Annotated in this window: 18 protein-coding genes, 2 tRNA genes, 3 rRNA genes and 2 pseudogenes; 15 read left to right on the top strand and 10 right to left on the bottom strand. The window is 39.1% G+C overall.

All coding sequences use genetic code 11. The annotated features are described in order from the left end of the window. Positions 1–315: 315 nt before the first annotated feature. On the bottom strand, positions 316–912 hold the full coding sequence (locus ABLC00_RS18500; protein ID WP_006581479.1) for an undecaprenyl-diphosphatase: 597 nt from the start codon (positions 910–912) through the stop codon (positions 316–318). 137 nt (positions 913–1,049) lie between these two features. Between ABLC00_RS18500 and ABLC00_RS18495 the strand changes: the two are divergent. Beyond that, positions 1,050–2,301, top strand: a pseudogene (locus ABLC00_RS18495) (low temperature requirement protein A). Positions 2,302–2,371: 70 nt separating this feature from the next. Here the strand turns inward: ABLC00_RS18495 and mpl are convergent. Further along, positions 2,372–3,745, bottom strand: coding sequence for a UDP-N-acetylmuramate:L-alanyl-gamma-D-glutamyl-meso-diaminopimelate ligase (gene mpl, locus ABLC00_RS18490; protein WP_006581480.1), 1,374 nt, complete (start codon positions 3,743–3,745; stop codon positions 2,372–2,374). 241 nt (positions 3,746–3,986) lie between these two features. On the opposite strand from mpl, the gene ABLC00_RS18485 reads away from it, so the two are divergent. The 4 genes from ABLC00_RS18485 to ABLC00_RS18470 all read left to right on the top strand — a co-directional run bounded on the left by ABLC00_RS18485 (position 3,987) and on the right by ABLC00_RS18470 (position 8,162). Beyond that, on the top strand, positions 3,987–4,349 hold the full coding sequence (locus ABLC00_RS18485) for a DMT family protein (RefSeq protein ID WP_031944632.1): 363 nt from the start codon (positions 3,987–3,989) through the stop codon (positions 4,347–4,349). Positions 4,350–4,532: 183 nt separating this feature from the next. Further along, entirely contained in the window at positions 4,533–5,045 is a 513-nt protein-coding gene (gene purE / locus ABLC00_RS18480; protein ID WP_000994663.1) for a 5-(carboxyamino)imidazole ribonucleotide mutase, read from the top strand. Between the two features lie 9 nt (positions 5,046–5,054). Beyond that, the gene (locus ABLC00_RS18475; protein WP_002051942.1) at positions 5,055–6,176 is read left to right on the top strand and encodes a 5-(carboxyamino)imidazole ribonucleotide synthase; all 1,122 of its coding nucleotides are present in this window, start codon (positions 5,055–5,057) and stop codon (positions 6,174–6,176) included. 687 nt (positions 6,177–6,863) lie between these two features. Beyond that, positions 6,864–8,162: a lytic murein transglycosylase gene (locus ABLC00_RS18470; protein ID WP_033847047.1), complete on the top strand. Its 1,299-nt coding sequence runs from the start codon at positions 6,864–6,866 to the stop codon at positions 8,160–8,162. Positions 8,163–8,210: 48 nt separating this feature from the next. On the opposite strand, the gene ABLC00_RS18465 is transcribed toward ABLC00_RS18470, so the two are convergent. The 6 genes and pseudogenes from ABLC00_RS18465 to ABLC00_RS18440 all read right to left on the bottom strand — a co-directional run bounded on the left by ABLC00_RS18465 (position 8,211) and on the right by ABLC00_RS18440 (position 14,740). Further along, on the bottom strand, positions 8,211–8,597 hold the full coding sequence (locus ABLC00_RS18465; RefSeq protein ID WP_006581484.1) for a hypothetical protein: 387 nt from the start codon (positions 8,595–8,597) through the stop codon (positions 8,211–8,213). A gap of 100 nt (positions 8,598–8,697) precedes the next feature. Next, positions 8,698–9,708: pseudogene (locus ABLC00_RS18460) on the bottom strand (M57 family metalloprotease). An 81-nt stretch (positions 9,709–9,789) separates the two neighbouring features. Next, positions 9,790–10,707 (bottom strand): matrixin family metalloprotease, encoded by a 918-nt coding sequence (locus tag ABLC00_RS18455; RefSeq protein WP_025467935.1) that lies wholly within the window; start codon positions 10,705–10,707, stop codon positions 9,790–9,792. 329 nt (positions 10,708–11,036) lie between these two features. After that, the gene (gene dnaK, locus ABLC00_RS18450) at positions 11,037–12,977 is read right to left on the bottom strand and encodes a molecular chaperone DnaK (RefSeq protein WP_004884231.1); all 1,941 of its coding nucleotides are present in this window, start codon (positions 12,975–12,977) and stop codon (positions 11,037–11,039) included. A 152-nt stretch (positions 12,978–13,129) separates the two neighbouring features. Next, positions 13,130–13,684: a nucleotide exchange factor GrpE gene (gene grpE / locus ABLC00_RS18445; protein WP_002051954.1), complete on the bottom strand. Its 555-nt coding sequence runs from the start codon at positions 13,682–13,684 to the stop codon at positions 13,130–13,132. Between the two features lie 162 nt (positions 13,685–13,846). Next, positions 13,847–14,740 (bottom strand): LysR family transcriptional regulator, encoded by an 894-nt coding sequence (locus tag ABLC00_RS18440; protein ID WP_002051949.1) that lies wholly within the window; start codon positions 14,738–14,740, stop codon positions 13,847–13,849. Between the two features lie 107 nt (positions 14,741–14,847). Between ABLC00_RS18440 and ABLC00_RS18435 the strand changes: the two genes are divergently transcribed. Both ABLC00_RS18435 and ABLC00_RS18430 read left to right on the top strand, forming a co-directional pair. Next, positions 14,848–15,714, top strand: a complete 867-nt coding sequence (locus ABLC00_RS18435; protein ID WP_004711232.1) for an MBL fold metallo-hydrolase — start codon at positions 14,848–14,850, stop codon at positions 15,712–15,714. A gap of 390 nt (positions 15,715–16,104) precedes the next feature. Beyond that, positions 16,105–16,335, top strand: coding sequence for a hypothetical protein (locus tag ABLC00_RS18430; RefSeq protein WP_002051903.1), 231 nt, complete (start codon positions 16,105–16,107; stop codon positions 16,333–16,335). A gap of 170 nt (positions 16,336–16,505) precedes the next feature. Here the strand turns inward: ABLC00_RS18430 and ABLC00_RS18425 are convergent, their stop codons facing one another. Next, the gene (locus ABLC00_RS18425; RefSeq protein ID WP_033847046.1) at positions 16,506–16,832 is read right to left on the bottom strand and encodes a hypothetical protein; all 327 of its coding nucleotides are present in this window, start codon (positions 16,830–16,832) and stop codon (positions 16,506–16,508) included. A gap of 210 nt (positions 16,833–17,042) precedes the next feature. Between ABLC00_RS18425 and ABLC00_RS18420 the strand changes: the two genes are divergently transcribed. The 8 genes from ABLC00_RS18420 to ABLC00_RS18385 all read left to right on the top strand — a co-directional run bounded on the left by ABLC00_RS18420 (position 17,043) and on the right by ABLC00_RS18385 (position 25,323). Beyond that, positions 17,043–18,113, top strand: a complete 1,071-nt coding sequence (locus ABLC00_RS18420) for an alpha/beta hydrolase (protein WP_004711227.1) — start codon at positions 17,043–17,045, stop codon at positions 18,111–18,113. 147 nt (positions 18,114–18,260) lie between these two features. Beyond that, the gene (locus tag ABLC00_RS18415; RefSeq protein WP_017393192.1) at positions 18,261–18,818 is read left to right on the top strand and encodes a peptidylprolyl isomerase; all 558 of its coding nucleotides are present in this window, start codon (positions 18,261–18,263) and stop codon (positions 18,816–18,818) included. Positions 18,819–19,207: 389 nt separating this feature from the next. Further along, positions 19,208–20,745 (top strand): 16S ribosomal RNA (locus ABLC00_RS18410). Positions 20,746–20,804: 59 nt separating this feature from the next. After that, positions 20,805–20,881: transfer RNA gene (locus ABLC00_RS18405), tRNA-Ile, on the top strand. A 55-nt stretch (positions 20,882–20,936) separates the two neighbouring features. Then, positions 20,937–21,012 (top strand) — tRNA-Ala (locus ABLC00_RS18400). 340 nt (positions 21,013–21,352) lie between these two features. Then, positions 21,353–24,243 (top strand): 23S ribosomal RNA (locus ABLC00_RS18395). Positions 24,244–24,422: 179 nt separating this feature from the next. Next, a 5S ribosomal RNA gene (rrf, locus tag ABLC00_RS18390) occupies positions 24,423–24,537 on the top strand. The 16S, 23S and 5S rRNA genes sit together here with 2 tRNA genes alongside, the layout of an rRNA operon. A gap of 189 nt (positions 24,538–24,726) precedes the next feature. Continuing rightward, a complete protein-coding gene (locus ABLC00_RS18385; protein WP_033846260.1) occupies positions 24,727–25,323 on the top strand; it encodes a glutathione S-transferase family protein in 597 nt (198 codons plus the stop codon). A gap of 48 nt (positions 25,324–25,371) precedes the next feature. On the opposite strand, the gene ABLC00_RS18380 is transcribed toward ABLC00_RS18385, so the two are convergent. Then, entirely contained in the window at positions 25,372–26,064 is a 693-nt protein-coding gene (locus tag ABLC00_RS18380) for a TIGR04219 family outer membrane beta-barrel protein (protein ID WP_006582396.1), read from the bottom strand. Positions 26,065–26,465 lie beyond the last annotated feature (401 nt).

The following is a 26,465-nucleotide window of genomic DNA, read 5'->3' as shown; positions in this document are numbered from 1 at the left end:
ATCCTCCCTACATCCGGCAATTGGGCATAAAAAAACCTCGACCAGTTGCCAGATGAATTAAACATCTGTACCAACATGATCAAGGTCTTGCCTACATCATGAATTTCACGATGCTCAGATACCGACTTTTTAATAAAAGTGTATTGACGATATCTGACACATAACATTGCTGTTATGTTTGGAGGAGGCTACTCCCCTTGTCAAACTAAATTCTGTATTGGATAAAACCTATCCAATTTCACATAGAATGGCAGATTTTTTTGTATTACGCAACTGAACTTAATGTCGTAGCGTGAATACTAAAAGTTCTATGGATTATTTAATCAAACCACGATCTAAAAGTGGTTTACATATAATCTGGTAAAGGTGAATAAAGAATGCGGTCAAACTTGTACCGTAAGCATTCCAAAAGTAATAACCTGCTGTATTGACCAATAGCGCGACAATAAAAGCACCCAACATATCTAAAGGGAAATGCACACCTAAATAAATACGTGACCATGCCACCACAAATGACAAAAATAAAAGAATCATTCCAATCATTTTGCGCTGAGCAAACAAATAAGATAGCGAGATGGTGCTAAAAATTAGCATATGATTACTTGGAAAAGACGCTGTTGGCGCATGTTCAATAAACGTGGTGCCCACACCCATCACAAACGGTCTTGGATGGTGATAAAACAGAGAAATAATATAACCCACCAAAAGTGATATGCAGGTTAAAAAGACAGATTTAATGACCCTATTTTTTAAATCTTGATCGCCATAAAACCATAAAAATGTAAGTATGAATAAAAGAATATACAGGAGATCATTAGCAAAAAAGATAGCAAGACGAATGATAAATTGACTCGCATCCTGAGCACCATTGATGACATGGAATAAGCTAAGGTTGAGTGTTTCTAAAGACATTCATATTCCAAACGAGAACAAAAAAACGTGGGCTATGATAAAGAATTAAGGCTATTGTCTTGATAAAGAATTGTCACAAAAATGAAATATAGTTTATTGATGAGTAAAGATTAATCATCAGACCTGAATAATTTTTAATGCGTGATCTGGACGTTAATATTAAAGTGTTAACGTGTTGGCACTTTATTCGAGAACGTTAATTTTATGACTACTCAAGAAAAACAGAAAAAATTAAGTTTGAGGCCTTTATCTCCAAGAGATCCAAAACAGCCGCATAGAGCAGCGACTCCCCTTGAACTATTGTTCGATTTAATTTTTGTGGTTGCGATTGCCACAGCGGGTCAGCAGTTACATCATGCGATTATTGAAAATCATCTCTGGCATGCTCTGCCAAGCTACCTGATGGTATTTTTTGCACTGTGGTGGGCGTGGATGAATTTTTCATGGTTCGCTTCAGCTTACGATAATGATGACGCATTGTATCGGTGCCTTACCTTTGTACAGATTGTGGGTTCATTGGTCATGGCCGCAGGTATTCCTGATGTATTTCGTAGTCAGGACTTTGACATCATTATTGTAGGTTATGTGATTATGCGCTTGGCTTTAGTCACCCAGTGGCTTCGCGCAGCAAAACATGATCCTGAACGGCGAGTTACGGCTTACCGCTATGCGATCGGTATAGTCTTAGTACAAATTGGTTGGCTTGTAGCTAACTTTGCTCATGTCCTTTCTATACCTCTATTTTTATGTCTGGTTGTGTTCGAGTTATTTGTTCCTATCTATGCGGAAAAACATTCGCCTACACCGTGGCATCCTCATCATATTGTAGAGCGCTATGCTCTCCTCACTATTATTGTTTTAGGCGAATCAATCGTAGGGAGTTTTAATGCCATACGTGATGCGCTTGCGGCTCAATCTATCAATATTCCAGCCGTTTTCTTAATGATTGGTGGATTGATGCTCATGTTCGCAATGTGGTGGGCTTACTTTGATCGTAGTGAACAACATCATCATTTTAAAGGTGTGCGTCCATTTGTATGGGGTTATGGCCATTATTTTGTCTTTGTGAGTATTGCTGCCGTAGGTGCTGCGCTTGCCGCCGCCGTGGATGTCACGACCCATCATGCACATATCTCTGATTTATATATGGGCGTAATTGTCGCAGTGAGTGTGGTGCTTTATACCACTTGTATATGGATGTTATACGAGTTTGAATGTTTAGCTGGAATTTCTAAATGGTTTTATCCTATTACTGCACTCATTATTTTATGTATTCCATTTATTTGTAATAACGTGGGGTATAGCGTGTTTGCGATGGGTATTGTTTATACGTTACGTTTATTCATCTCGAATAAATTTATAGAAGATATAGAGCCAAAGCAGGTTTAAAAACCATTAAACTAAAAAAACGGGTTTCAAACTGAAACCCGTTTTTTTATTAAATCATCTAGAGAGAAAGTTAAGCAGCTTTTGCTTTTAATGCGTTTATAAGTTTTTGATGTAAGCCACCAAAGCCGCCATTAGACATAATCACAACAGCATCGCCCTCACCTGCTTCATTAACAATACGGTTAATAATTTCATCAAGTGAACGGCTGACTTGAGCGCGGTTTGAAGCAGCTTCAATTACTGGTTGCAAATCCCAGTCTAAACCTTCTGGCTGATACCAGATAACGTCATCTGCTAAGCGTGCTGAATGTGCCAAGCCATCTTTATGGCTACCCATGCGCATGGTATTTGAACGTGGCTCAATAATGGCCCATAAACGACGTTCGCCTAAACGTTTACGTGCGCCATCCAAAGTCGTATCAATTGCTGTTGGATGGTGAGCGAAGTCATCATAAACCTCAATACCATTCACTGTACCGAGTAACTCCATACGGCGTTTCACACCGCCAAAGTTAGATAAAGCGTCACAAGCCTTTTCAAGCGAAACACCCACATGTTGAGCGGCTGCAATGGTTGCCAAAGCATTTGCTACGCTGTGTTGCCCTGTCATGCTCCATTTCACTTCGCCAATGGCATGACCATTTTCGAGTACTTTAAAATGGCTGCCATCAATTGAAATTAATTCGGCAGATAAGGCTGCTTTTTCATTTGCTTCTAAACTTGTACGAATCACTGGTGTCCAGCAGCCCATTTCAAGTACTTCATCAATATGAGTTTCGGTAATTGGCGCAATAATACGGCCTTCACTTGGAATAGTACGAACCAGATGATGGAACTGTTTTTGAATTGCTGCTAAGTCATCAAAAATATCGGCATGGTCAAATTCAAGGTTATTTAAAATCGCCGTTTTTGGATGATAGTGAACAAACTTAGAACGCTTATCAAAGAAAGCTGAGTCATATTCGTCGGCTTCAACGCAGAAGTATTTGCCACCGCCTAAACGAGCACTTTCACTAAAACCAAGTGGAACACCACCAATTAAAAAGCCTGGGTTTAAACCCGCCTGATCAAGTACCCAAGCCAACATGGTTGTTGTGGTTGTTTTTCCATGCGTACCCGCCACCCCAAGGACATGTTTGCCTTGTAAAACGTGGTCAGCAAGGAACTGTGGACCAGAAATATATGGCAGACCTTCATTGAGCATGTATTCGACGGCATCAATACCACGTTTCATAGCATTGCCGACAATGACTAAATCTGGATGAGGCTGTAAATGACTACGGTCATAGCCTTGCATGAGTTCAATACCTGCATTTTCTAACTGGGTAGACATTGGCGGGTAAACGTTTGAATCGGAACCTGTTACCTTATGTCCTAAATCACGAGCTAAAAGTGCTAAAGAGCCCATAAAAGTGCCACAAATACCCAAGATATGCAGATGCATTGCTCGCCTTCTCCACTGCTTTTGTACACAGTATTAATGTGAATTACTGTGTTTTCATTATTGATAAATTTGCCAGCAACGATAGCAAGGCTCAACTGGAAAAGATAGTCAAAATTCGTTGTTGTTCTATGTGTTTGAAGCACCCATAAAAGTACAGCTTTATTTTTTAGATTTAAGCTGAATTACAGTTTTATCTTTTATAATATTTTTTATCCATATTAATACTTATATCATCGTGACGATGAAGGATGTGCCTTTGAGCCCAACGGTTTTAGCTTTTGTGCTATTAGTTATTTCGAACTGTTTTATGACACTTGCCTGGTATGGGCATCTCAAGTTTTTGCATCATGCTCCATTCTGGCAAGCGATTTTATTCGGTTGGATAATTGCCCTGCTGGAATATAGTTTTATGATTCCGGCAACTCGAATCTTGAGTGACCAAGGCTGGACCTTGGGTGAAATGAAAATTACCCAAGAAGTGGTTACGCTTATTGTATTTGTGCCATTTATGGTGTTGCTGTTTAAGCAGCCGTTTAAATTAGACTATGTTTGGGCCATGTTATGCCTGTTTGGTTGTGTCTATTTTGTATTTAGAAGCCAGTAAAATTATTTGAAATTGGGTTTTAAGACAGATCGTTGTTAAATCCATCGGATTCACGCTTTTTCCTCATAAACTTGGGCTTTGGGGTGAGTGAAAAAACAGCTATAATATTGGCCTCATCTTTTTCTCTCATGCTTGGCTTGGTACAAGTCGAGTTTTTACCATTTTTACGCTTTGGAAATGCCAATGAACGCGGTCGCAACAGATACCCAACCTTTAGTCGGAATTATCATGGGTTCCCAGTCCGATTGGGCAACGCTTGAACATACTGCCAATATGCTTAAACAGCTTGGTGTCCCATTTGAAGCGGAAGTGGTATCTGCTCACCGTACGCCAGACCGTTTATTTGAATACGCAGAAACTGCGCGTGATCGCGGTATTCAAGTGATTATTGCAGGCGCTGGTGGCGCTGCGCATTTACCGGGTATGTGTGCGGCAAAAACTGACTTACCTGTGTTGGGTGTACCAGTTAAATCATCAATTTTAAATGGTGTAGATTCATTACTTTCAATCGTACAAATGCCAGCAGGTATTGCAGTCGGTACTTTGGCAATTGGCCCAGCTGGTGCGACTAATGCTGCGATTATGGCTGCTCAAATCTTAGGTTTAACTCGTCCTGAAATCGCAAAAAATGTTGCAGATTTCCGTGCTGCGCAAACTGATAAAGTTGCAAGCAACAATATTCCTGGACAGGTTTAAGAGGCTGAAATGGATAAAACTATCGGTATTTTTGGTGGTGGGCAATTGGGCCGTATGATGGCGCAAGCAGCTTTACCATTAAATATTCAATGTACTTTTTTTGAAGCAAATACAGATTGTCCAGCAGGTGTTTTAGGCCAAGTTTTTTCTAGCCAAGATGAACAAGGTTTAAAGCAGTTTATTGAAAGTGCTGATGTTTTTAGTCTTGAGTTTGAAAATACGCCGGTTGCGGACGTAGATGTTTTAACACAAACCAAAACATTGCACCCTCCCCGTATTGCTTTAGCAACTGCACAAAATCGTTTGTCAGAAAAAGCATTATTTGATGAACTTGCGATTCCTGTTGCGCCGTATCGTGCTGTAGACAGCCTAGAAAGCTTAAAAAAAGCTGTTGCTGAGCTTGGTTTACCAATTGTGCTCAAGACAGCAACTGGTGGATATGACGGCAAAGGTCAGTTTGTACTTCGTTCAGAAGACCAAATTGATACAGCTTGGGCAGAGCTTGGTCCTGCAAAAAGCTTAGTTGCTGAAAGCTTTGTGAAGTTTTCTCGCGAAGTTTCGATTATTGCAGTACGTGGTCAAAATGGTGAAGTGAAGACTTGGCCATTGGCTGAAAACCACCATCACAATGGTATTTTGTCGCACTCAATCGTTCCTGCACCGAATAGTGAAGCTCTACAACCTGTTGCTCAAGACTACATTACGCGTTTGTTAAATCATCTCAACTATGTAGGTGTGCTAACTCTCGAGCTATTTGTGACAGAACAAGGCTTATGCGCGAATGAGATGGCACCACGTGTGCATAACTCAGGTCACTGGTCAATTGAAGGTGCTGTATGTTCACAGTTTGAAAACCATATTCGAGCTGTTGCAGGGTTACCATTAGGTTCAACAGACGTTGTTCGACCAACGGTCATGATCAATATTATTGGTCAGCATCCTAAAACTGAAGATGTTTTAGCACTAAATGGCGCTCATCTGCACCTTTATAACAAATCAGAACGTGCTGGCCGTAAGTTAGGCCACATTACCTTAATGCCTGTGGATAGTAATGAATTGACGAATTTATGCCGTCAATTAGCGAAAATTTTGCCAGAACCACTCGCATTAACAGCTGATATGACCATTTAATTCAGTTAAAATTTGCAAAAAAGCGATCTTCGGATCGCTTTTTTTATCTTTTAAATTTAAAAAAATTAAAAAATCTAATATTGTCTTGCTGTGGATAACTTCTATTGAGCTTTTGAATTTAAATAAAGGTTGTAATTTTGAATTTAAAAATAGAATAACTTGTTTTTGGTGGTTTTGAATTTAAAATAAGTTATCCCCAATACCTAAAGTTTGAATTTAAATCGGGTCTCTAGCTTATGTGCGTTTTGAATTTAAAAAGATGCATGTTATCTGAGTGGTATTTTGAATTCAAAACTATATCTAACTTTTAAATTTAAAACATGTATCCATGAGTGGTGAGGGGCTTGTAGCGTATAAAGATGATGAAAGATACAGAGAATATAGGGATTTCGGCAGTTTTAGTGTGTGGTTTTATAAGTTATCCACAGTTGGTTTATGGTTTGAATATTTAAATTTAAACTGATGTTTTGAATTTAAAGTATGGGTGCGATTTTTGAATTTAAAAATAATTAATCTGATGTTGGAAGTTTTAAATTTAAAACTAGATGCAAAATTTGAATTTAAAACTCTGGAAATGAATTTAAAGAAGGAATTATGAATTCAAATTTACGATTTCTCTCTGAAAATTTTGAGTCCATAATGGTATGGTAAAGACAAATTTAAATTTAAAAATTGAACTAGGATAATATGCGACGTTTTTCTTGTATTGTTGGGTCTATATTTTTGGCAATGACTCAGGCTCAAGCAGAGCTGATAATTAATGGTTCTACTTCTACAATATCTAGTAATGCAACAGTTCCTGTAACGAATAGCAATACTTACACGCCTAATAATAATTTTCAGAGTTGTTTGGCAAATTTACGTTCGCAAGCGATTGCTGCGGGTGTTTCGGGTAGCACGTATGACCGTTATACACAAAATTTAACGCCGGACTACTCAGTAATTGATAAGTTAAATTATCAGCCAGAGTTTTCGACACCAATTTGGGACTATTTATCTGGTCTTGTAGATGAAGAACGTGTTGAGCTTGGGAAACAAAAATTAGCGCAATATCGTGATGTTTTAAATCGTGCCTCTCAAGTTTATGGCGTACCGCCTGAAACAATTGTGGCAGTGTGGGGCGTTGAAAGTAATTTTGGCGATATTTCTGGAAAATATCCTTTATTGCAGGCACTTGGAACATTAAGTTGTGAAGGGCGCCGGCAAAGTTATTTCCGGACAGAATTTTTTGCCACTATGCGTATTTTGCAACGCGGTGATTTAACCGAAGATCAACTTAAAGGTTCATGGGCTGGCGCTTTTGGACATACACAGTTTATGCCATCAACTTATGAACGCTTAGCTGTTGATTTTGATGGTGATGGTCGTCGTGATTTAGTGTCTAGCACAGCAGATGCATTGGCATCTACGGCTAATTTCTTGAATAAAGCTGGATGGCAAACTGGTATGCCTTGGGGCTTTGAAGTCAAAATTCCATCAGGTATGTCAATTGATGGAGAAGGGCGTCGCTCTAAAAAGCCATTGAGTAGCTGGAGTTCACGTGGAGTAACCCGAATTGATGGTACACCCTTAATTCAAGGTGCATTATCTGGTAGCACACCAGCTGGGTTAATGGCGCCTGCAGGAGCAAGTGGTCCAATCTTTTTAGTATTTAAAAATTTTGATGCTATTTATAGCTATAACGCAGCCGAAAGTTATGGACTTGCAATTGCACATTTATCTGATCGTTTAAAAGGTGGGAAACCATTCATTGCTTCTTGGCCAACAGATGATCCAGGTACTTCTCGTGCAGAGCGTCGAGAGATTCAGCAATTTTTGATTAATCGTGGTTATGATATTGGTGCTGTTGATGGACTGATTGGTGATAAAACCCGTGTTGCTATACGTCAGGAGCAAACCCGTTTAGGTTTAAATCCAACAGGACGGGCAGGGCAACAAATTTTACGTGCATTCCGTCAGGAACAAGCACGGAAAATGATGCAATAAGGCATTAAATAAAAAGGTCTGCATATGCAGACCTTTTTTATTGAATAGCTAAATTATGGATTGATCTAGCTTTACTGCTTCTAAAATATCAAAAATAACTGAAGTGACATCTTGGCTTAGGTCGCGATCATTAAAGATTTCATAAGCAGTAATAGTGACATCAGTGTCACTTGGTAATTGCTTCTGTTCTTCTTCAATTAAATGTTCGATAGGCAGTAAAGTCTGTTTAACTTCAAGATGTAAAATATCTTTATATTCAATATTTTCATCTTCAAGCTCAATTTCTTGCTCGTTAAAGTAAGGCAACAAAATAGAATGAAGGTACGGTTTAAGTTCAATAATATCAAATAGTTCGATATCTCGAGTTTGTTCAATCGTACTAATGTGGTCATTTACTTCAATCAGGATATGATAATAACTCATCTTGATCTCCATTCTATTTTAGACGGCTCTTACAACCACAATAACATGACTTTGACATGAATTTCGATGTATCTATTTATAAAATAGATACATCGTTATGTCTCATAACTAATTATTGAGGTAAAGCGTTTAATAGATCACGATCAGCATCAGTTAAAACATTACTTTTTTTATCGCTGTCTTTGCGAACTGAGTACATTAGGGCACCCGGTTGATCGCTATGTTTTAAGCCTAGTGCATGGCCTAATTCATGAGCAATCGTTAAACGTAAATCATCAATTGAGCTATACTCATAAATTGTGATTTGTTTACCGTTATAAATCCCTTTCTTAAATACATCAGCTTGGGCATTTTGCTTAAACTGATTTAAAGATTGATTGAACTGATCGTTAATCTGATTAAAGTGATTAACCTTTTTGTTTAAATCTGCAGCTTGCTGATTATAAGCGGCAATATCTTTCTTCAAAGAAACAGTTTGCTTCTGTAAATCTTTCTGAGTCTTCGCAAGAGATTTTGCTGTGTATTCAGGTGCTAATTTACCTTCGTTAAACTGCATCATTTGTTGATCAAAATTTTTCAACTTCTCATTTAAGATCTGTTTTTTGTTTTCAAGATCAGATTGAGTTTGACTTAAATTTTGCTTCAACTGCTTAATTTGCTGCTGTTCATCAATTACACGTTGTTGATCTTGCTTAAACTGAGCAGAAATTTTTTGACGCTCTGCTGAACGATTTTGGCTATCATCGTATACAAGACGAATTTCTAACTTTGCATTTGGGTCATAAGTAAAGTAATTTTTACCTGTACCTTCTTTCCAGATATCAGCAGCTTGCTGAGTAATCTGAATCAATTGATCTTGACTTAAACCAAAACGAGGATCAACTTCAGCAATTCTATATGTTAAATGTTGAGCATTTTTTTGCTGAACTTGAGTGTTTACAGGAGTTGCAAGATGAGCATTGGCCTGAAAATTAGAAAAAGCAAAAGCCAAGCCTAATAACAAAGATGTTAAGCGCATAGTCGTCAGGGGGGAGATTTAAAAAAAACGTATTATAAGAAGATAAAATGAAAAATCAATCAAAAAATATACAATTTCGATAAATAAATGAGACTTTGGTCTCATTATTTTTTACCATTTGCCAAATTATTTGTTAGTAAAATTTGAACAGTTTTTATTTTATTTAGTTTATTTAATCAGTTAGTTTTAATGATTTTTGTCATTTGAACTATAAGTTGAACTCAGTAAATCTAAATCTGAATGTGTTAATTTGAAGTTATGAATATCTTGTTCCTTTAAACGAGGATACATCAAAGATTTAGGGTCAGTAGTGTGTTTTAGTCCCAATGCATGTCCAAATTCATGGGCAAGTGTTAAACGCAAATCATCAAATGAATTAAAGCCATAAATCTGAATTTGATTTTGACTAAATAAGCCTTTATGAAAAGTCTCAGGACGATCAGTTGTGCTTAAATTAAATTCCTTGATAGCTTGATTAAGCATGTTTTGATGTTGATTTATTTGCTTAATTTGCGCATTAAGAGTTTCTATTTTATTACTATGATGAGAAAATTTTGTTTTTAAATCTAATGATAATCTGGTTAGCTCAGCTTGACGTTTAATTAAATCAGCTTGATTAAATTTCCCAACATTTCCTTGGTTAAAGATAGTTACATCCTTTTGATATTGTTCAAATCTATTATTAAGCTGGACTTTGGCTTCATTCAAAAGAGTAGTTTCCTCCTCTATTTGTTGTTTAGATAAAAGAACAGCTTTATTTTTCTCCCGCCATTCTTCCTGCTGCTGTAATAACTTATTTATATTAATTTTTCTTTCATTTTGAGCAGTTTGATAATCATCAAATACTAAATTAATTGTAAGCTCTGCTTGTGAGTCATAAATAAAATAAGTTTTTCCAGTTTCTTTCTGCCAAATTTCAGCAGCTTCTTTACCAATTTGAACAAACTGTTCCTTGGTAATATGAAAGCGTGGATCTATATAATCAATCTTGTATTTTAGAGGTTGATTAAAAGAAATAGTTGATAAAGGGCTTTGAGCTAAAGCAACTGTGTGTAAGCTCATACTTAAGTAAAAGCTCATTCCCCACCATAGAAATTTTTTCATGGTAAAAATAAAAATATAAATAAATTCTTATTGTTAGTAAGTAATTTAGATTCGTCAAAGTGATAAAGGAGACCAAAGAAGGCGATCATTTTGTGATCTTGCTAAAGAAACGGAATAAATAAATCTATTTATTTGGCATTAATGTAAAAATAAATGGATTTAATAACAGTGATTCTAATTCTTTAAATTTTTTATAAATAATAAATAGTTAATTTTTATAATTGACTTTTTTGTCTAAAAAATAGCAAATAAATATAAAAATAATAATTGTTATTTTTTTGTAAATAATAAAAAACCGCGCTTTCGCGCGGTCTTTTTAAAGAGACAAATTATTTTTTGTCATCTTTTACTTCTGTAAATTCAGCATCTACAACGCCATCATCAGCTTTTTGTTGACCAGCATCACCGCCTTGGAATGCATTAGGATCAAAACCTTCAGCACCACCAGCTTGTTGTGCTTGTTCATAAGCACGTTGAGTGATCGGCATCAAAATGTTTTGTAAAGCTTCAGTTTTCGCTTTAATCGCGTCAACGTCGTTTTCTTTAGTTGCTGCTTCAAGTTCAGAAACTGCTGTGCTTACCGCTGTTTTTTCATCTTCAGTCACTTTGTCACCAAGATCTTTAACAGCTTTGTTCGAGCTTGAAATTAATGCATCAGCTTCATTACGAGCTTTTGCAAGTTCTTCAAACTTACGGTCTTCTTCAGCATTCGCTTCAGCATCTTTAATCATTGCTTCGATTTCAGCATCAGACAAACCTGAGTTTGCTTTAATCTGAATCGATTGCTCTTTACCAGTGCTCTTATCTTTCGCAGATACTTTCAAGATACCGTCAGCGTTGATGTCAAACGATACTTCAATTTGCGGCACACCACGTGGAGCAGGTGGGATATCGCCTAATTGGAAGTTACCCAACAATTTGTTTTGTTGAGCCATCTTACGTTCACCTTGGTAAACTGAAATATCTACAGCTGGTTGGTTATCAGCAGCAGTAGAGAACACTTGTGATTTCTTCGCAGGAATCGTCGTGTTTTTCTCAATGATTGGTGTTAATACACCGCCCATTGTTTCAATACCTAAAGTTAATGGTGTTACGTCAAGAAGTAATACGTCATTCTTGTCACCAGATAATACAGCACCTTGAATTGCAGCACCGATAGCAACTGCTTCGTCAGGGTTCACGTCTTTACGTGGCTCTTTACCGAAGAATTCTTGTACTTTTTGTTGTACAAGCGGCATACGAGACTGACCACCAACCAAGATTACGTCAGAGATGTCAGAAGTCGAAAGACCAGCATCTTTAAGTGCAATCTTACAAGGTTCAATCGTACGAGCAACTAAATCAGCAACTAAACCTTCAAGTTTTGCACGTGTTACATTGATCACTAAGTGTTTAGGACCAGAAGCATCAGCAGTGATGTATGGAAGGTTGATTTCAGTTGCATTTGATGAAGAAAGCTCGATTTTTGCTTTTTCAGCAGCTTCTTTCAAACGTTGTAACGCAAGTGGATCATTTTTCAAGTTCACACTTTGTTCTTTCTTGAATTCTTCAACCAAGTATTCAATTAATGCGTTATCAAAGTCTTCACCACCAAGGAAAGTATCACCATTAGTTGATAACACTTCAATTTGCTGGTCGCCATCAAGATCCGCGATTTCAATGATAGATACGTCGAATGTACCACCACCTAAGTCGTAAACTGCAACTTTACGGTCGCCTTCTTTTTTATCCATACCGAACGCAAGTGCAGCAGCAGTTGGTTCGTTAATGATACGTTTAACATCTAAACCAGCGATTTTACCCGCATCTTTAGTTGCTTGACGTTGAGCATCGTTAAAGTAAGCAGGAACGGTAATTACCGCTTCAGTTACTGTTTCACCTAAGTAATCTTCTGCTGTTTTCTTCATCTTTTTCAAGATTTCTGCAGAGATTTGTTGAGGTGCTAATTTTTTATCGTTTACTTCAACCCAAGCATCACCATTATCTGCTTTGATGATTTTATACGGTACAAGACCGATGTCTTTTTGTACTGCTTGATCTTCATAACGACGACCAATTAAACGCTTGATCGCGAATAATGTATTTTTAGGGTTTGTTACTGCCTGACGCTTAGCACTTTGGCCAACTAAGATCTCGCCATCTTTATAAGCAATGATCGATGGAGTTGTACGTGCGCCTTCAGCGTTTTCGATTACTTTTACTTTATCGCCTTCAAGTACAGCAACACATGAGTTGGTAGTACCTAAGTCAATACCAATAATTTTCGCCATTTGGTGTGTTCCTCTAAAATTCTGTTGCAATGTTTTTGCTTGTTATTCGATATGAGAGTCAATCGGTTTTTTTCAAGCATTTTTATGAAAAAAAATCAAAAAACTCTCAAATTTTGTGCTTTTAGCGAAGCGATGCTTCGCTTTTGCTCATTTTATTGACCAACCATAACCATAGCAGGGCGCAACAAGCGACCATTTAAGGTATAGCCTTTTTGTAAAACGGTGCCGATTTCATTGGCTTTGGCATTTGGATCAATACCAACAGCTTGGTGTAAATCTGCATTGAAACCATTTTGAGTATCAGCTTCTACAACACCAAATTTCTCAAGAGTCGTTAACAGTGACTTTAAGGTTAACTTAACACCTTCAAGTACAGGTGTTTCTTCACCACCAGCTGCCTGAATTGCACGTTCTAAATTGTCGACAGAGTCCAACAATTCTTTGGCAAATTTTTCAAGTACAGTCTCTTTATGTTTCTCAGACTCACGTTGAATACGCTCTACGCTTTTTTGTGCTTCGTAAACTGCATTAGCAGTACGAGCTTTTTCAAGCTTAAGATTTTCTTCTAGTTTGGTGATTTGCGCTTGTAAAGATTCAACGGTAACGTCGTTTGCTTGCTCTACACTTTCAGCCTGAGTTTGCTCGTTAGATTGCTCAGCTTGCTCATTTTGAATGTCTTGAGCTTGCTCATTTTGCTCATTAGCCATTGATGATCTCCGTTTAAATGGGTTTTTAAACATGTACAGTCCTTTTTGGCATCAGTATTTACTGCGTAAAACCTGAACTGCCATGCATATGCTGTAATTCATTAATAGGGATGAAGTATGGGCATTGCCTAAAAATTCAAGCGTACACGGCAATTTAAAGCTTTAATTTTGCGGTTTTAAGTAAAAATCCAGCTTTTCAATCATAAAAGCTATAAATTCTTGAGTAATTCGAGGTAAATGCTGTCTAGAAGCATACACGACCGACAAACTTAACTCAGGGGCCGTAAAGTTTTTAAATAAAGGAGTTAGACGTTTTTCTTTTAAATCCTTCTCCACTAATAAAGTAGGTAACATTGCGACCCCCTGTGCGTGTAAGCACATATCGTAAAGCGCATTCACATCATTACTTTTAAAAGTGACATTTAAAGGATAGTTCTGAGGCTGTTGTTCATTATCAAAAAGTGTCCAGTATTGATGTTGGCTGTGATGAGCAATACATTCATGTTGAATAAGTTGACGAGGATGGAGCAGGGGACTGTGCTGTTTCAAATAATCAGGATGAGCACAGAACACAGACTCGATTTGACAAACGGGTCGTGCAATTAAACCATCGGCCACCTTTTGAGTGATACGTAACGCCAAGTCTACTTGTGCATCGATAAGATCCATGGTGTTTTCAGTTAAGTAAACATCAAAATCAATATGTGGATGCTGACGTTTAAACTGTCGAATACATTCTGCTACCCCCAGTTCAAACAAAAATAAACCGCACGTAAAACGAATTGTTCCATTATGCTGCTCAGGTGCAGCGAGTTCTTGTAAGAGTAACTGCTGTTGTAAAATATTTTCACAGTAGAGTAGAGCTTTCTCACCTGCTGGAGTAAGAGATATTTTTCGGGTATTTCTTTGGAAAAGTCGAGTTGAGAATGTATGCTCAAGGTGTTCAAGATAACGCGAAACCATGGCACGAGAATAATTAAGATGCTCGGCTGCTTTGGTCAAATTGCCATGTTGTGCAATAGAAACAAAGACCTGAATCGCTTTTAAAGTATCCATATGTCTAGCTATTATTACAATATATGCAACAGTTTATCTTAAATTAGTGCGTTTATCTTACATAAATTGCAATTTAAAGTGTTCTTCATGAAACAGGAGAATACCTAATGAAATTATTTAAATTAACCGCTTCCGCACTTGCTACTGCTACAGCATTAACCATGGCTCAGTCAGCTTTTGCTCAAGAACTGAAAATTCAGAGTTTTCTTGCTAAACCAGAACACTTCGGTGTGACTTCAACCTTAATAGAAGGGGATAAGGAAGTTTTATTGGTTAATGCACAATTTTCAAAATCTGAAGCTTTACGTATTGCTGCAAATATTCTCGATAGCGGTAAAACATTAAAAACTATTTTTGTAAGCTATGGTGACCCGGACTATTATTTCGGCTTAGACGTATTTAAACAGTATTTCCCGAATGTACAGATCATTGCTACGCCGGAAACAGTAAAGCATATTCAGGATACTCAAGCGCTTAAAGTTAAATATTGGGGGCCACAAATGGGTGCAAATGCACCTAGCCAAATTATTGTGCCTCAAGCTTACACTGCTAAAACTTTAAAACTTGAGAATGAATCAATCGAGATTAAAGGTAAAAAAGAGCTTACTTATTTATGGGTTCCTTCTGCAAAAGCAGTTGTGGGTGGTATTCCGGTATCTTCAGGCATTCATTTATGGATGGCCGATACCCCTAAAACCAAAGATCGTGTGGAAGTCATTCAATCTTTAGAAAGCATTAAAGCCCTTCAACCTAAAATTGTTGTACCTGCTCATATGGTAGAAGGTGCACCACAAGGCCTAGATGCTGTTAACTTTTCAATTAATTATTTAAATAGCTATGAAAAAGCAGCTAAAGCAACTAAAAATGCTACTGAGTTGAGCAAACTCATGCAAAAGCAATATCCAACACTTCAAAGCGTGGATAGCTTAGAGTTAGGGGCTAAGGTCGTAAAAGGTGAAATGCAGTGGCCATAATTTAACATTTAAACCGTATTCACTTTTAAAAGAGCCGTGATCATTCGCGGCTTTTTTATGAAAAACCACTTTTAAGGGCCAAAAAGCTCTGTAACAGTCTACGTACCTTATATAGCGTTTCTATAAATGGAAAAATTTTAAATATAACGGCCAAGCAGAATGAAAAGGAAAAATTGATAAAATTAAACAAACGTTTATCTATGGTTTAATTTATAAATTAGGTTGGTCATATTAAAAAAATGAATTTAATAAAAAATTGCAGAATTTGTACTTCTATTACTACAAAAGACAACCAATGATACGCACGTCAGAAAAAAAAATTGTGAATTATAGGCAGCGCGAAGATGAACTTTGCATTTAAACGTTTGTCGTAATGAAAGGAAAGCAATCATGAAAAAATTAGGTCTTATCTCTGTAGTACTTGCTGGTGTTGCTCTTACAGCTGTTGGTTGTGCATCAGAAGCTGGTTTAAACGCTTCTGGTTCTGCTCAAACAAGTGCTAGCCCATCTGGCGTACATGCTGGTGCTGGTATCGACGCAGGTGTTTCTGGTCAAGCACAACCTGGTCAAGTAGACGCTGGTGCTTCTGGTTCAGTTTCAGGTTCTGCAACTGCTCAGTAATACACTGCTAAAAATAAGAGATATGAGTTTATAGAACATATATGTTCATGATGCCGATACATATATGAAATGAGCTGCTACTCATTTTTCTATAAATTAGAGAGAATTTATATTCCTCAAAAAAGCCCCAGAAGACTTATCTCTTTGGGGCTTTTTATATCTTAGTGAGTTTAATCATCGTGACGATAATCTCGGCGATCATGATCTCGATTTTCTACCCGTTTTTTATCCCAATCACGGTGCCTTTTTTCCCATTCACGACGATTTTTTTCTTGTTCACGAAAGTCTTTACGTTGTTGTACATATACTCGTTGACGCTCTTCCCAACGTTTTCGTTCCCAATCATTATATCGACGTTGATCATCACGATCATAGCGACGATCATGATCATGGTAACCATATCCGCCACCACGATAATAAGGATCATCTGGATAAGCAACACAGCCTACAGTTAAAAGACTGGTTGCTAACATAGTAACAACTAGTTTTGCTGACATAGCAGTCCCTCTTTTTGTCTGTTAACAATAATTGGCAAAAAAGTCCTATTTTAATCGACAGATTTGTTAATGACATTTGCTATAAATCAGATTAGCGTAGATTGGTTTTTACCTTTGTATCTTGATTGCATGAGTTGTATGCGAATATAGTCAAACAACAAAGAATTCTGTAGAAAATATGAAGGATAAGAGGGATTCAAGGAGACAGGCATGACAGCATTTAATCAAAAAATTCAAACATTGCTAGATAAGGGACAAGGCCCTGCTGCTCGAGCACTTGATAGGTTACCCCGACTAGCCCAAGAGTCTCTCGCTAAAATTTTAGGATATTCTTATCAATACCCAGATCTCGATTCATTTACGAAATGCATGATGGCTGTGCAAATCAAACAGGGGAGAGTGGGTTTCATTGGCTCTGATCCGATTCAATCAAGAAGAATGTTTGATGCACAAATGCAGGCCATACGTCAAAAACCAACTTATATTGAATCAGTAGAAGATATTCGTCTTCCACTACAAAGCGGCACAATCTTTGCCAGACATTATCATCCGGCTCCTAATAAGAAACTGCCATTAATCGTGTTTTATCACGGGGGTGGTTTTGTTGTAGGTGGTTTAGATACTCATGATGAAGTTTGTCGTTTATTAGCAAAATATGCAAAAGTACAGGTCCTCAGTATCGACTATCCTCTTGCTCCGGAAGTTTCACCACAACATTTAATTCAGTCATGTGAAGATGCATTAGCATGGGTTTATCAAAATCGCAGACAATTAAAAATATTAAAAAATAGAATTGCGGTTGCAGGGGACAGTGCAGGAGGAAATATTAGTACTGTTGTAGCGCAAAGATCAGTAAATAAAGCTTATGCACCACAAGCACAATTACTTATCTATCCAACAGTAGATTTTAAAAGCAGACATCCTTCTTTTTATGCCTATAACGAAGGATTGGTTTTAACAAATACCGATATTGATTACGTCACACAATATTATGCAACTCAGCATAATGTAGAACTTGATGATCCAATTATTTCACCCACCTATGGCAACCTAAAGAAAAATCCACCAGCTTTTGTGATTACAGCTGGACATGATGTCCTACATGATGAAGCGAAAATATATAGTCATAAATTAAGACAAAATGGCGTAAAAATGTATTACGAAGAGTTTCCGGAACAGACTCATGGTTTTATTAACCTGACTCCAATTTCTAGAAAAGCCAAACGTCATACTATCGAAATTAGTAAAAACTTCAGAAAATTTTGGGATAAAAATAGTTAAGTAAATTCAATAATCCATGTTTCACGTGGAACATGGATTAAATAAACAAATAGACTTAAAAATTCTTAATAAATAGTCACTAGAATTCTTCGCTGTAGGCGATTAGATTTAATAATTATCTTTTTATAAAGCTTATTGTAGGAAAATATGAAAAAGTTATTGATGTTGTTTTGTCTAGGTCTAAGTAGTCACTCAGTATGGGCTAATAGCTTAGTTGAGATGCAAACAAATTTAGGCAACATCGAAATAGAGTTGTATGACGATAAAGCACCGATTAGTGTGAATAACTTTAAAAGCTATATAAAGTCTGGTTTTTATAAAGAAACAATTTTTCATCGTGTGATTCCTGGTTTCATGGCACAAGGGGGTGGCATGACTGCAAATATGCAGGAAAAGACAACACGAGCACCTATTAAGAACGAAGCAGGAAATGGTATTGCAAATACACGTGGTACTTTAGCGATGGCTCGTACATCAGATCCAGATTCAGCTACTAGCCAATTTTTTATAAATGTCGCAGATAATAAATTTCTTAACCGTTCACCGGGAAATCCTGGGTATGCCGTTTTTGGTAAAGTCGTAAAAGGAATGGATGTAGTAGACCGTATTGTTCAGGTTCCTACATCAAACTATGGCATGCATCAAAACGTACCAAAACAGCCTATAAAGATAGTAGATATAAAGATCAAAACAATGAAAAAATAAATTAAATATATAAATCAATAATTTAAATTATTTTTTAAATTTATTTGACTGAAAAAGAACCGGTCGAGCATGGATATTTATAAAAGTGCTTGCGTACCGGTTTTTTTTCCCTATAATGCACTCATCCCGACGCGATACACGAGAATATCTTAGCTTACAGGGTTAAGATAAGAGTTTAGTATTGTGTTGGATCTGTCTCTGACGAGGAGCAGAAAAATCATTAAGAGAATTGAAGAACAACTTGTGTGGATTTTTACTGATTGATTAATCGAAATAATTTTCATTGATTGATTGGTTTAAATTACTCGAAGTTTATTTGAGCGAAATTTAAGTCAGTAATTGATGAGCCAGAATTGGCACCTTGTCTATAATAAGGTGCAAAATGATTTTAACTGAAGAGTTTGATCATGGCTCAGATTGAACGCTGGCGGCAGGCTTAACACATGCAAGTCGAGCGGGGGAAGGTAGCTTGCTACTGGACCTAGCGGCGGACGGGTGAGTAATGCTTAGGAATCTGCCTATTAGTGGGGGACAACATCTCGAAAGGGATGCTAATACCGCATACGTCCTACGGGAGAAAGCAGGGGATCTTCGGACCTTGCGCTAATAGATGAGCCTAAGTCGGATTAGCTAGTTGGTGGGGTAAAGGCCTACCAAGGCGACGATCTGTAGCGGGTCTGAGAGGATGATCCGCCACACTGGGACTGAGACACGGCCCAGACTCCTACGGGAGGCAGCAGTGGGGAATATTGGACAATGGGCGCAAGCCTGATCCAGCCATGCCGCGTGTGTGAAGAAGGCCTTATGGTTGTAAAGCACTTTAAGCGAGGAGGAGGCTACTTTAGATAATACCTAGAGATAGTGGACGTTACTCGCAGAATAAGCACCGGCTAACTCTGTGCCAGCAGCCGCGGTAATACAGAGGGTGCAAGCGTTAATCGGATTTACTGGGCGTAAAGCGCGCGTAGGCGGCTAATTAAGTCAAATGTGAAATCCCCGAGCTTAACTTGGGAATTGCATTCGATACTGGTTAGCTAGAGTGTGGGAGAGGATGGTAGAATTCCAGGTGTAGCGGTGAAATGCGTAGAGATCTGGAGGAATACCGATGGCGAAGGCAGCCATCTGGCCTAACACTGACGCTGAGGTGCGAAAGCATGGGGAGCAAACAGGATTAGATACCCTGGTAGTCCATGCCGTAAACGATGTCTACTAGCCGTTGGGGCCTTTGAGGCTTTAGTGGCGCAGCTAACGCGATAAGTAGACCGCCTGGGGAGTACGGTCGCAAGACTAAAACTCAAATGAATTGACGGGGGCCCGCACAAGCGGTGGAGCATGTGGTTTAATTCGATGCAACGCGAAGAACCTTACCTGGCCTTGACATAGTAAGAACTTTCCAGAGATGGATTGGTGCCTTCGGGAACTTACATACAGGTGCTGCATGGCTGTCGTCAGCTCGTGTCGTGAGATGTTGGGTTAAGTCCCGCAACGAGCGCAACCCTTTTCCTTATTTGCCAGCGAGTAATGTCGGGAACTTTAAGGATACTGCCAGTGACAAACTGGAGGAAGGCGGGGACGACGTCAAGTCATCATGGCCCTTACGGCCAGGGCTACACACGTGCTACAATGGTCGGTACAAAGGGTTGCTACACAGCGATGTGATGCTAATCTCAAAAAGCCGATCGTAGTCCGGATTGGAGTCTGCAACTCGACTCCATGAAGTCGGAATCGCTAGTAATCGCGGATCAGAATGCCGCGGTGAATACGTTCCCGGGCCTTGTACACACCGCCCGTCACACCATGGGAGTTTGTTGCACCAGAAGTAGCTAGCCTAACTGCAAAGAGGGCGGTTACCACGGTGTGGCCGATGACTGGGGTGAAGTCGTAACAAGGTAGCCGTAGGGGAACCTGCGGCTGGATCACCTCCTTAACGAAAGATTGACGATTGGTAAGAATCCACAACAAGTTGTTCTTCATAGATGTATCTGAGGGTCTGTAGCTCAGTTGGTTAGAGCACACGCTTGATAAGCGTGGGGTCACAAGTTCAAGTCTTGTCAGACCCACCATGACTTTGACTGGTTAAAGTTATAGATAAAAGATACATGACTGATGATGTAAGCTGGGGACTTAGCTTAGTTGGTAGAGCGCCTGCTTTGCACGCAGGAGGTCAGGAGTTCGACTCTCCTAGTCTCCACCAGAACTTAAGATAAGTTCGGATTACAGAAATTAGTAAATAGAGATTTCGGTCTTGGTTTATTAACTTCTGTGATTTAAGTATCACGGTATTAAGCATGACCTGACGAAGGCGTGTTTATTCATTAACAGATTGGCAAAATTGAGTCTGAAATAAATTGTTCACTCAAGAGTTTAGATTAAGTAATTAATCTGAATGAATTGAGAACTAGCAAATTAACTGAATCAAGCGTTTTGGTATATGAATTTAGATTGAAGCTGTACAGTGTTTAAATACACAGTGCTCTAAACTGAAATGTTGAAGTTACTAACTTGTAGGTAACGTCGACTGTTTGGGGTTGTATAGTCAAGTAATTAAGTGCATGTGGTGGATGCCTTGGCAGTCAGAGGCGATGAAAGACGTGATAGCCTGCGAAAAGCTCCGGGGAGGCGGCAAATATCCTTTGATCCGGAGATGTCTGAATGGGGGAACCCACCTACTTTAAGGTAGGTATTGCAACATGAATACATAGTGTTGCAAGGCGAACGAGGGGAAGTGAAACATCTCAGTACCCTTAGGAAAAGAAATCAATTGAGATTCCCTCAGTAGCGGCGAGCGAACGGGGATCAGCCCATTAAGTTATGTGTGTTTTAGTGGAACGCTCTGGGAAGTGCGAACGTAGAGGGTGATATTCCCGTACACGAAAGGGCACACATAATGATGACGAGTAGGGCGAGGCACGTGAAACCTTGTCTGAATATGGGGGGACCATCCTCCAAGGCTAAATACTCCTGACTGACCGATAGTGAACCAGTACCGTGAGGGAAAGGCGAAAAGAACCCCTGTGAGGGGAGTGAAATAGATCCTGAAACCGCATGCATACAAGCAGTGGGAGCACCTTCGTGGTGTGACTGCGTACCTTTTGTATAATGGGTCAGCGACTTATATTCAGTAGCGAGGTTAACCGTATAGGGGAGCCGTAGAGAAATCGAGTCTTAATAGGGCGTTTAGTTGCTGGGTATAGACCCGAAACCAGGCGATCTATCCATGAGCAGGTTGAAGGTTGGGTAACACTAACTGGAGGACCGAACCCACTGTCGTTGAAAAGCCAGGGGATGACTTGTGGATAGGGGTGAAAGGCTAATCAAGCCTGGTGATAGCTGGTTCTCCCCGAAAGCTATTTAGGTAGCGCCTCGGACGAATACCATAGGGGGTAGAGCACTGTTTCGGCTAGGGGGTCATCCCGACTTACCAAACCGATGCAAACTCCGAATACCTATGAGTACTATCCGGGAGACAGACTGCGGGTGCTAACGTCCGTAGTCAAGAGGAAAACAATCCAGACCGCCAGCTAAGGCCCCAAAATCATAGTTAAGTGGGAAACGATGTGGGAAGGCATAGACAGCTAGGAGGTTGGCTTAGAAGCAGCCACCCTTTAAAGAAAGCGTAATAGCTCACTAGTCGAGTCGGCCTGCGCGGAAGATGTAACGGGGCTAAAACTATGTGCCGAAGCTGCGGATTTGACATTAGTCAAGTGGTAGGGGAGCGTTCTGTAAGCCGATGAAGGTGTATTGAGAAGTATGCTGGAGGTATCAGAAGTGCGAATGCTGACGTGAGTAACGACAAAACGGGTGAAAAACCCGTTCGCCGAAAGACCAAGGGTTCCAGTCCAACGTTAATCGGGGCTGGGTGAGTCGACCCCTAAGGCGAGGCCGAAAGGCGTAGTCGATGGGAAATTGGTTAATATTCCAATACTTCTGTGTAATGCGATGAGAGGACGGAGAAGGTTAAGTCAGCCTGGCGTTGGTTGTCCAGGTGGAAGGATGTAGGTATGTATCTTAGGCAAATCCGGGGTACTCTATACTGAGATCCGATAGCAAGCTGTACTTGTACAGCGAAGTGGCTGATACCATGCTTCCAGGAAAAGTCTCTAAGCTTCAGTTACACAGGAATCGTACCCGAAACCGACACAGGTGGTCAGGTCGAGTAGACCAAGGCGCTTGAGAGAACTCTGCTGAAGGAACTAGGCAAAATGGTACCGTAACTTCGGGAGAAGGTACGCTGTTGTTGGTGATGGAACTTGCTTCCTGAGCTGATGACAGCCGCAGAAACCAGGCCGCTGCAACTGTTTATTAAAAACATAGCACTCTGCAAACACGAAAGTGGACGTATAGGGTGTGATGCCTGCCCGGTGCTGGAAGGTTAATTGATGGGGTTAGCGTAAGCGAAGCTCTTGATCGAAGCCCCAGTAAACGGCGGCCGTAACTATAACGGTCCTAAGGTAGCGAAATTCCTTGTCGGGTAAGTTCCGACCTGCACGAATGGCATAATGATGGCGGCGCTGTCTCCAGCAGAGGCTCAGTGAAATCGAAATCGCTGTGAAGATGCAGTGTACCCGCGGCTAGACGGAAAGACCCCGTGAACCTTTACTGCAGCTTGACACTGAACTTTGACCTTACTTGTGTAGGATAGGTGGGAGGCTTTGAAGTTGGAACGCTAGTTCCAATGGAGCCGTCCTTGAAATACCACCCTGGTAATGTTGAGGTTCTAACTCTGTCCCGTTATCCGGGACGAGGACCGTGTCTGGTGGGTAGTTTGACTGGGGCGGTCTCCTCCTAAAGAGTAACGGAGGAGTACGAAGGTGCGCTCAGCGTGGTCGGAAATCACGCGTAGAGTATAAAGGCAAAAGCGCGCTTAACTGCGAGACCCACAAGTCGAGCAGGTACGAAAGTAGGTCTTAGTGATCCGGTGGTTCTGTATGGAAGGGCCATCGCTCAACGGATAAAAGGTACTCTGGGGATAACAGGCTGATACCGCCCAAGAGTTCATATCGACGGCGGTGTTTGGCACCTCGATGTCGGCTCATCTCATCCTGGGGCTGAAGCAGGTCCCAAGGGTATGGCTGTTCGCCATTTAAAGAGGTACGCGAGCTGGGTTTAGAACGTCGTGAGACAGTTCGGTCCCTATCTACCGTGGGCGCTGGAAATTTGAGAGGATCTGCTCCTAGTACGAGAGGACCAGAGTGGACGAACCTCTGGTGTACCGGTTGTGACGCCAGTCGCATCGCCGGGTAGCTATGTTCGGAAGGGATAACCGCTGAAAGCATCTAAGCGGGAAGCCTACCTCAAGATAAGATTTCCCTAGGAATTTATTCCTCTAAAGAGCCGTTCGAGACTAGGACGTTGATAGGTTGGATGTGGAAGCATAGTGATATGTGAAGCTGACCAATACTAATTGCTCGTGAGGCTTGACTATACAACACCCAAGCAGTTGTATATAAAGCATCAATCGATTCATAAATCTACAAAGCAACTTGATTTAGTTATTCCACTAGATAAAATGAACACAGCCAGATTCAATCAGCCCAATCTGTAAAGATTTGGAAAACGCTTCGGCAGTCAATAAGACCAAAGCAAGTATCCATAAACAGTTGTGCTGGCGACCATAGCAAGAGTGAACCACCTGATCCCTTCCCGAACTCAGAAGTGAAACCTCTTAGCGCTGATGGTAGTGTGGGGTTACCCATGTGAGAGTAAGTCATCGCCAGCTCATTATTCCAAACACCCCCATTCTAAAGAGTGGGGGTGTTTTTTATTGCAGCTAGAAATAGCTAAATTCGATGAAAGTCTGGCTATAGTACAGAATAAAATCAGATATATATTAATTCGAAGAAAGACTTCTGTTATAAATAACAAGAAAATTAAACTTTTAAGTATGCATAATAAGGGAAGTGGATCAATGATAATTTATGGTGATGTGAGTTCGGGTAATTGTTATAAGATTAAATTATTACTTTCCTTATTAAAAATTAATCATACATGGATCCATGTTGATATTTTAAACAAAGAAACTCAAACAGATAATTTTTTGTCGCTAAATCCTAATGGAAAAATACCTGTATTAGTGCTTGATGATGGTCGTGTTTTGAGTGAGTCCAATGCTATTTTAGGTTATGTAGCTGAAGGATCAAAATTTATTCCTACAGATCCTTTTATTAAAGCAAAAATGTATCAGTGGATGTTCTTTGAGCAGTATAGCCATGAACCATTTATTGCAGTTGCTCGTTTTATTAATAAATATTTAGGCTTACCGCCAGAAAGAATAGATGAATACCAGAATTTACAACCAAAAGGCCATAAAGCGCTATCTATTATGGATAAAGCTTTAGTAGAGTATGATTATCTTGTTGGAAATCAATTAACCATTGCTGATATTGCTTTATATGCATATACACATGTCGCTGACGAAGGCGGCTTTGATTTAAAGTTATATCCAAATATTCGAGAATGGTGTCAAAGAATTCGAGAATATTTAGATTATGTGGATATGGTTTAAATAAACAAGAACTCATATAGAGTTCTTGTTTATACCTGAAAGTCTGATTTAGAAGTGTGCTTCTAAGCCTACATATGGTCCTTTAAACTCAAATTTAAGGTCATTGTTATCATAATCATCTAAGTCAATATTGAGTACACGATAGCCTGCTTTAAGGCCTAAATCGACTACTAAATTATCGACAAATTTATACTTTACTTCTGCTAATGCATCTGTGATTTTTGCATCATTAAAGTTTGTATAAGTTGCTTCACCTTTAGCACTTAAACCTGTGAATGGAAGTTTTACTTCTCCCGACAAATAAGCAATAGGATATGTTTTATCAATATCTACACGTTTACCTGTATAGGCGGTGATATCACCATTTAATACGGTTGCACCCAGACCCGCATCCACACTCACAATATTATCCAGTAATTCATAATAAAGAATAAAATCACTATGATCTAAATTAATCTTATAGTTAGCTTGACCTAAGGTCTCTGATTTAGTTTGTGTATCTAGATTGACGTAACGAATTTTTGCATTTGGAATAAATGGGATTGGGTGCTCGAATGCTAATGAAAGTTGTGCACTGCCTTTTCGATCTAAGTCTTGGTCATCTGGCAATTGTGTAGACATGTTTGCTTTACCATCGTAAAACCAATAGCCCACGTCCCCTTTAACTCCTATAAAATCCGCTTGAGCAAATCCGCTAAGACTCATCCCGAGTGCCAAAAAAGACATTTTTAATATCTTCATCATCATATCCTAAGAAAAGAAATCTTTGAGCGCATGATATAGACATCTGAGAAGTTATGCATTGATGAAAAATGGTGAATATAAAACTTTTAGAATTAGAATTATTTTTATTAATTTATGTTTTTGATTTTATTATTAAAATATAGATTTAAAGTGGGGCTTGTTAGGAAAAATTTTAGTATAAATTTTGTGTAATACGTCGGTAAGATTCTGTGATTTTACTCATCTAAAATTGGTTGATATATCTACTTTATAAAGTAGAAAATAATTTAAATGGTAGAAAATATCATTGCTTATATTCTCTAATAATATGTTTTAGAACATGAATATTAGCTAAAAAATAACCAATCTAAATCAAAATCTCTAAAAAACGTAAAATTTCAGACGGAAATTACAGTAAA

It is taken from the genome of Acinetobacter nosocomialis, from assembly GCF_041021905.1.
GTDB classification, from domain to species: domain Bacteria; phylum Pseudomonadota; class Gammaproteobacteria; order Pseudomonadales; family Moraxellaceae; genus Acinetobacter; species Acinetobacter nosocomialis.
Note: the sequence above shows the minus strand (reverse complement) of the source record. Positions and strands in the feature narration are given on the sequence as shown.

Coding starts and splice junctions, on each gene's coding strand:
- ABLC00_RS18485 (WP_031944632.1), top strand. CDS start 3,987: ATGAAGGATGTGCCTTTGAGCCCAACGGTTTTAGCTTTTGTGCTATTA.
- purE (WP_000994663.1), top strand. CDS start 4,533: ATGAACGCGGTCGCAACAGATACCCAACCTTTAGTCGGAATTATCATG.
- ABLC00_RS18380 (WP_006582396.1), bottom strand. CDS start 26,064: ATGAAGATATTAAAAATGTCTTTTTTGGCACTCGGGATGAGTCTTAGC.
- ABLC00_RS18455 (WP_025467935.1), bottom strand. CDS start 10,707: ATGAAAAAATTTCTATGGTGGGGAATGAGCTTTTACTTAAGTATGAGC.
- ABLC00_RS18385 (WP_033846260.1), top strand. CDS start 24,727: ATGATAATTTATGGTGATGTGAGTTCGGGTAATTGTTATAAGATTAAA.
- ABLC00_RS18415 (WP_017393192.1), top strand. CDS start 18,261: ATGAAAAAGTTATTGATGTTGTTTTGTCTAGGTCTAAGTAGTCACTCA.
- dnaK (WP_004884231.1), bottom strand. CDS start 12,977: ATGGCGAAAATTATTGGTATTGACTTAGGTACTACCAACTCATGTGTT.
- ABLC00_RS18500 (WP_006581479.1), bottom strand. CDS start 912: ATGTCTTTAGAAACACTCAACCTTAGCTTATTCCATGTCATCAATGGT.
- ABLC00_RS18425 (WP_033847046.1), bottom strand. CDS start 16,832: ATGTCAGCAAAACTAGTTGTTACTATGTTAGCAACCAGTCTTTTAACT.
- ABLC00_RS18435 (WP_004711232.1), top strand. CDS start 14,848: ATGAAATTATTTAAATTAACCGCTTCCGCACTTGCTACTGCTACAGCA.
- ABLC00_RS18465 (WP_006581484.1), bottom strand. CDS start 8,597: ATGGAGATCAAGATGAGTTATTATCATATCCTGATTGAAGTAAATGAC.
- ABLC00_RS18430 (WP_002051903.1), top strand. CDS start 16,105: ATGAAAAAATTAGGTCTTATCTCTGTAGTACTTGCTGGTGTTGCTCTT.
- ABLC00_RS18475 (WP_002051942.1), top strand. CDS start 5,055: ATGGATAAAACTATCGGTATTTTTGGTGGTGGGCAATTGGGCCGTATG.
- ABLC00_RS18470 (WP_033847047.1), top strand. CDS start 6,864: ATGCGACGTTTTTCTTGTATTGTTGGGTCTATATTTTTGGCAATGACT.
- grpE (WP_002051954.1), bottom strand. CDS start 13,684: ATGGCTAATGAGCAAAATGAGCAAGCTCAAGACATTCAAAATGAGCAA.
- mpl (WP_006581480.1), bottom strand. CDS start 3,745: ATGCATCTGCATATCTTGGGTATTTGTGGCACTTTTATGGGCTCTTTA.
- ABLC00_RS18420 (WP_004711227.1), top strand. CDS start 17,043: ATGACAGCATTTAATCAAAAAATTCAAACATTGCTAGATAAGGGACAA.
- ABLC00_RS18440 (WP_002051949.1), bottom strand. CDS start 14,740: ATGGATACTTTAAAAGCGATTCAGGTCTTTGTTTCTATTGCACAACAT.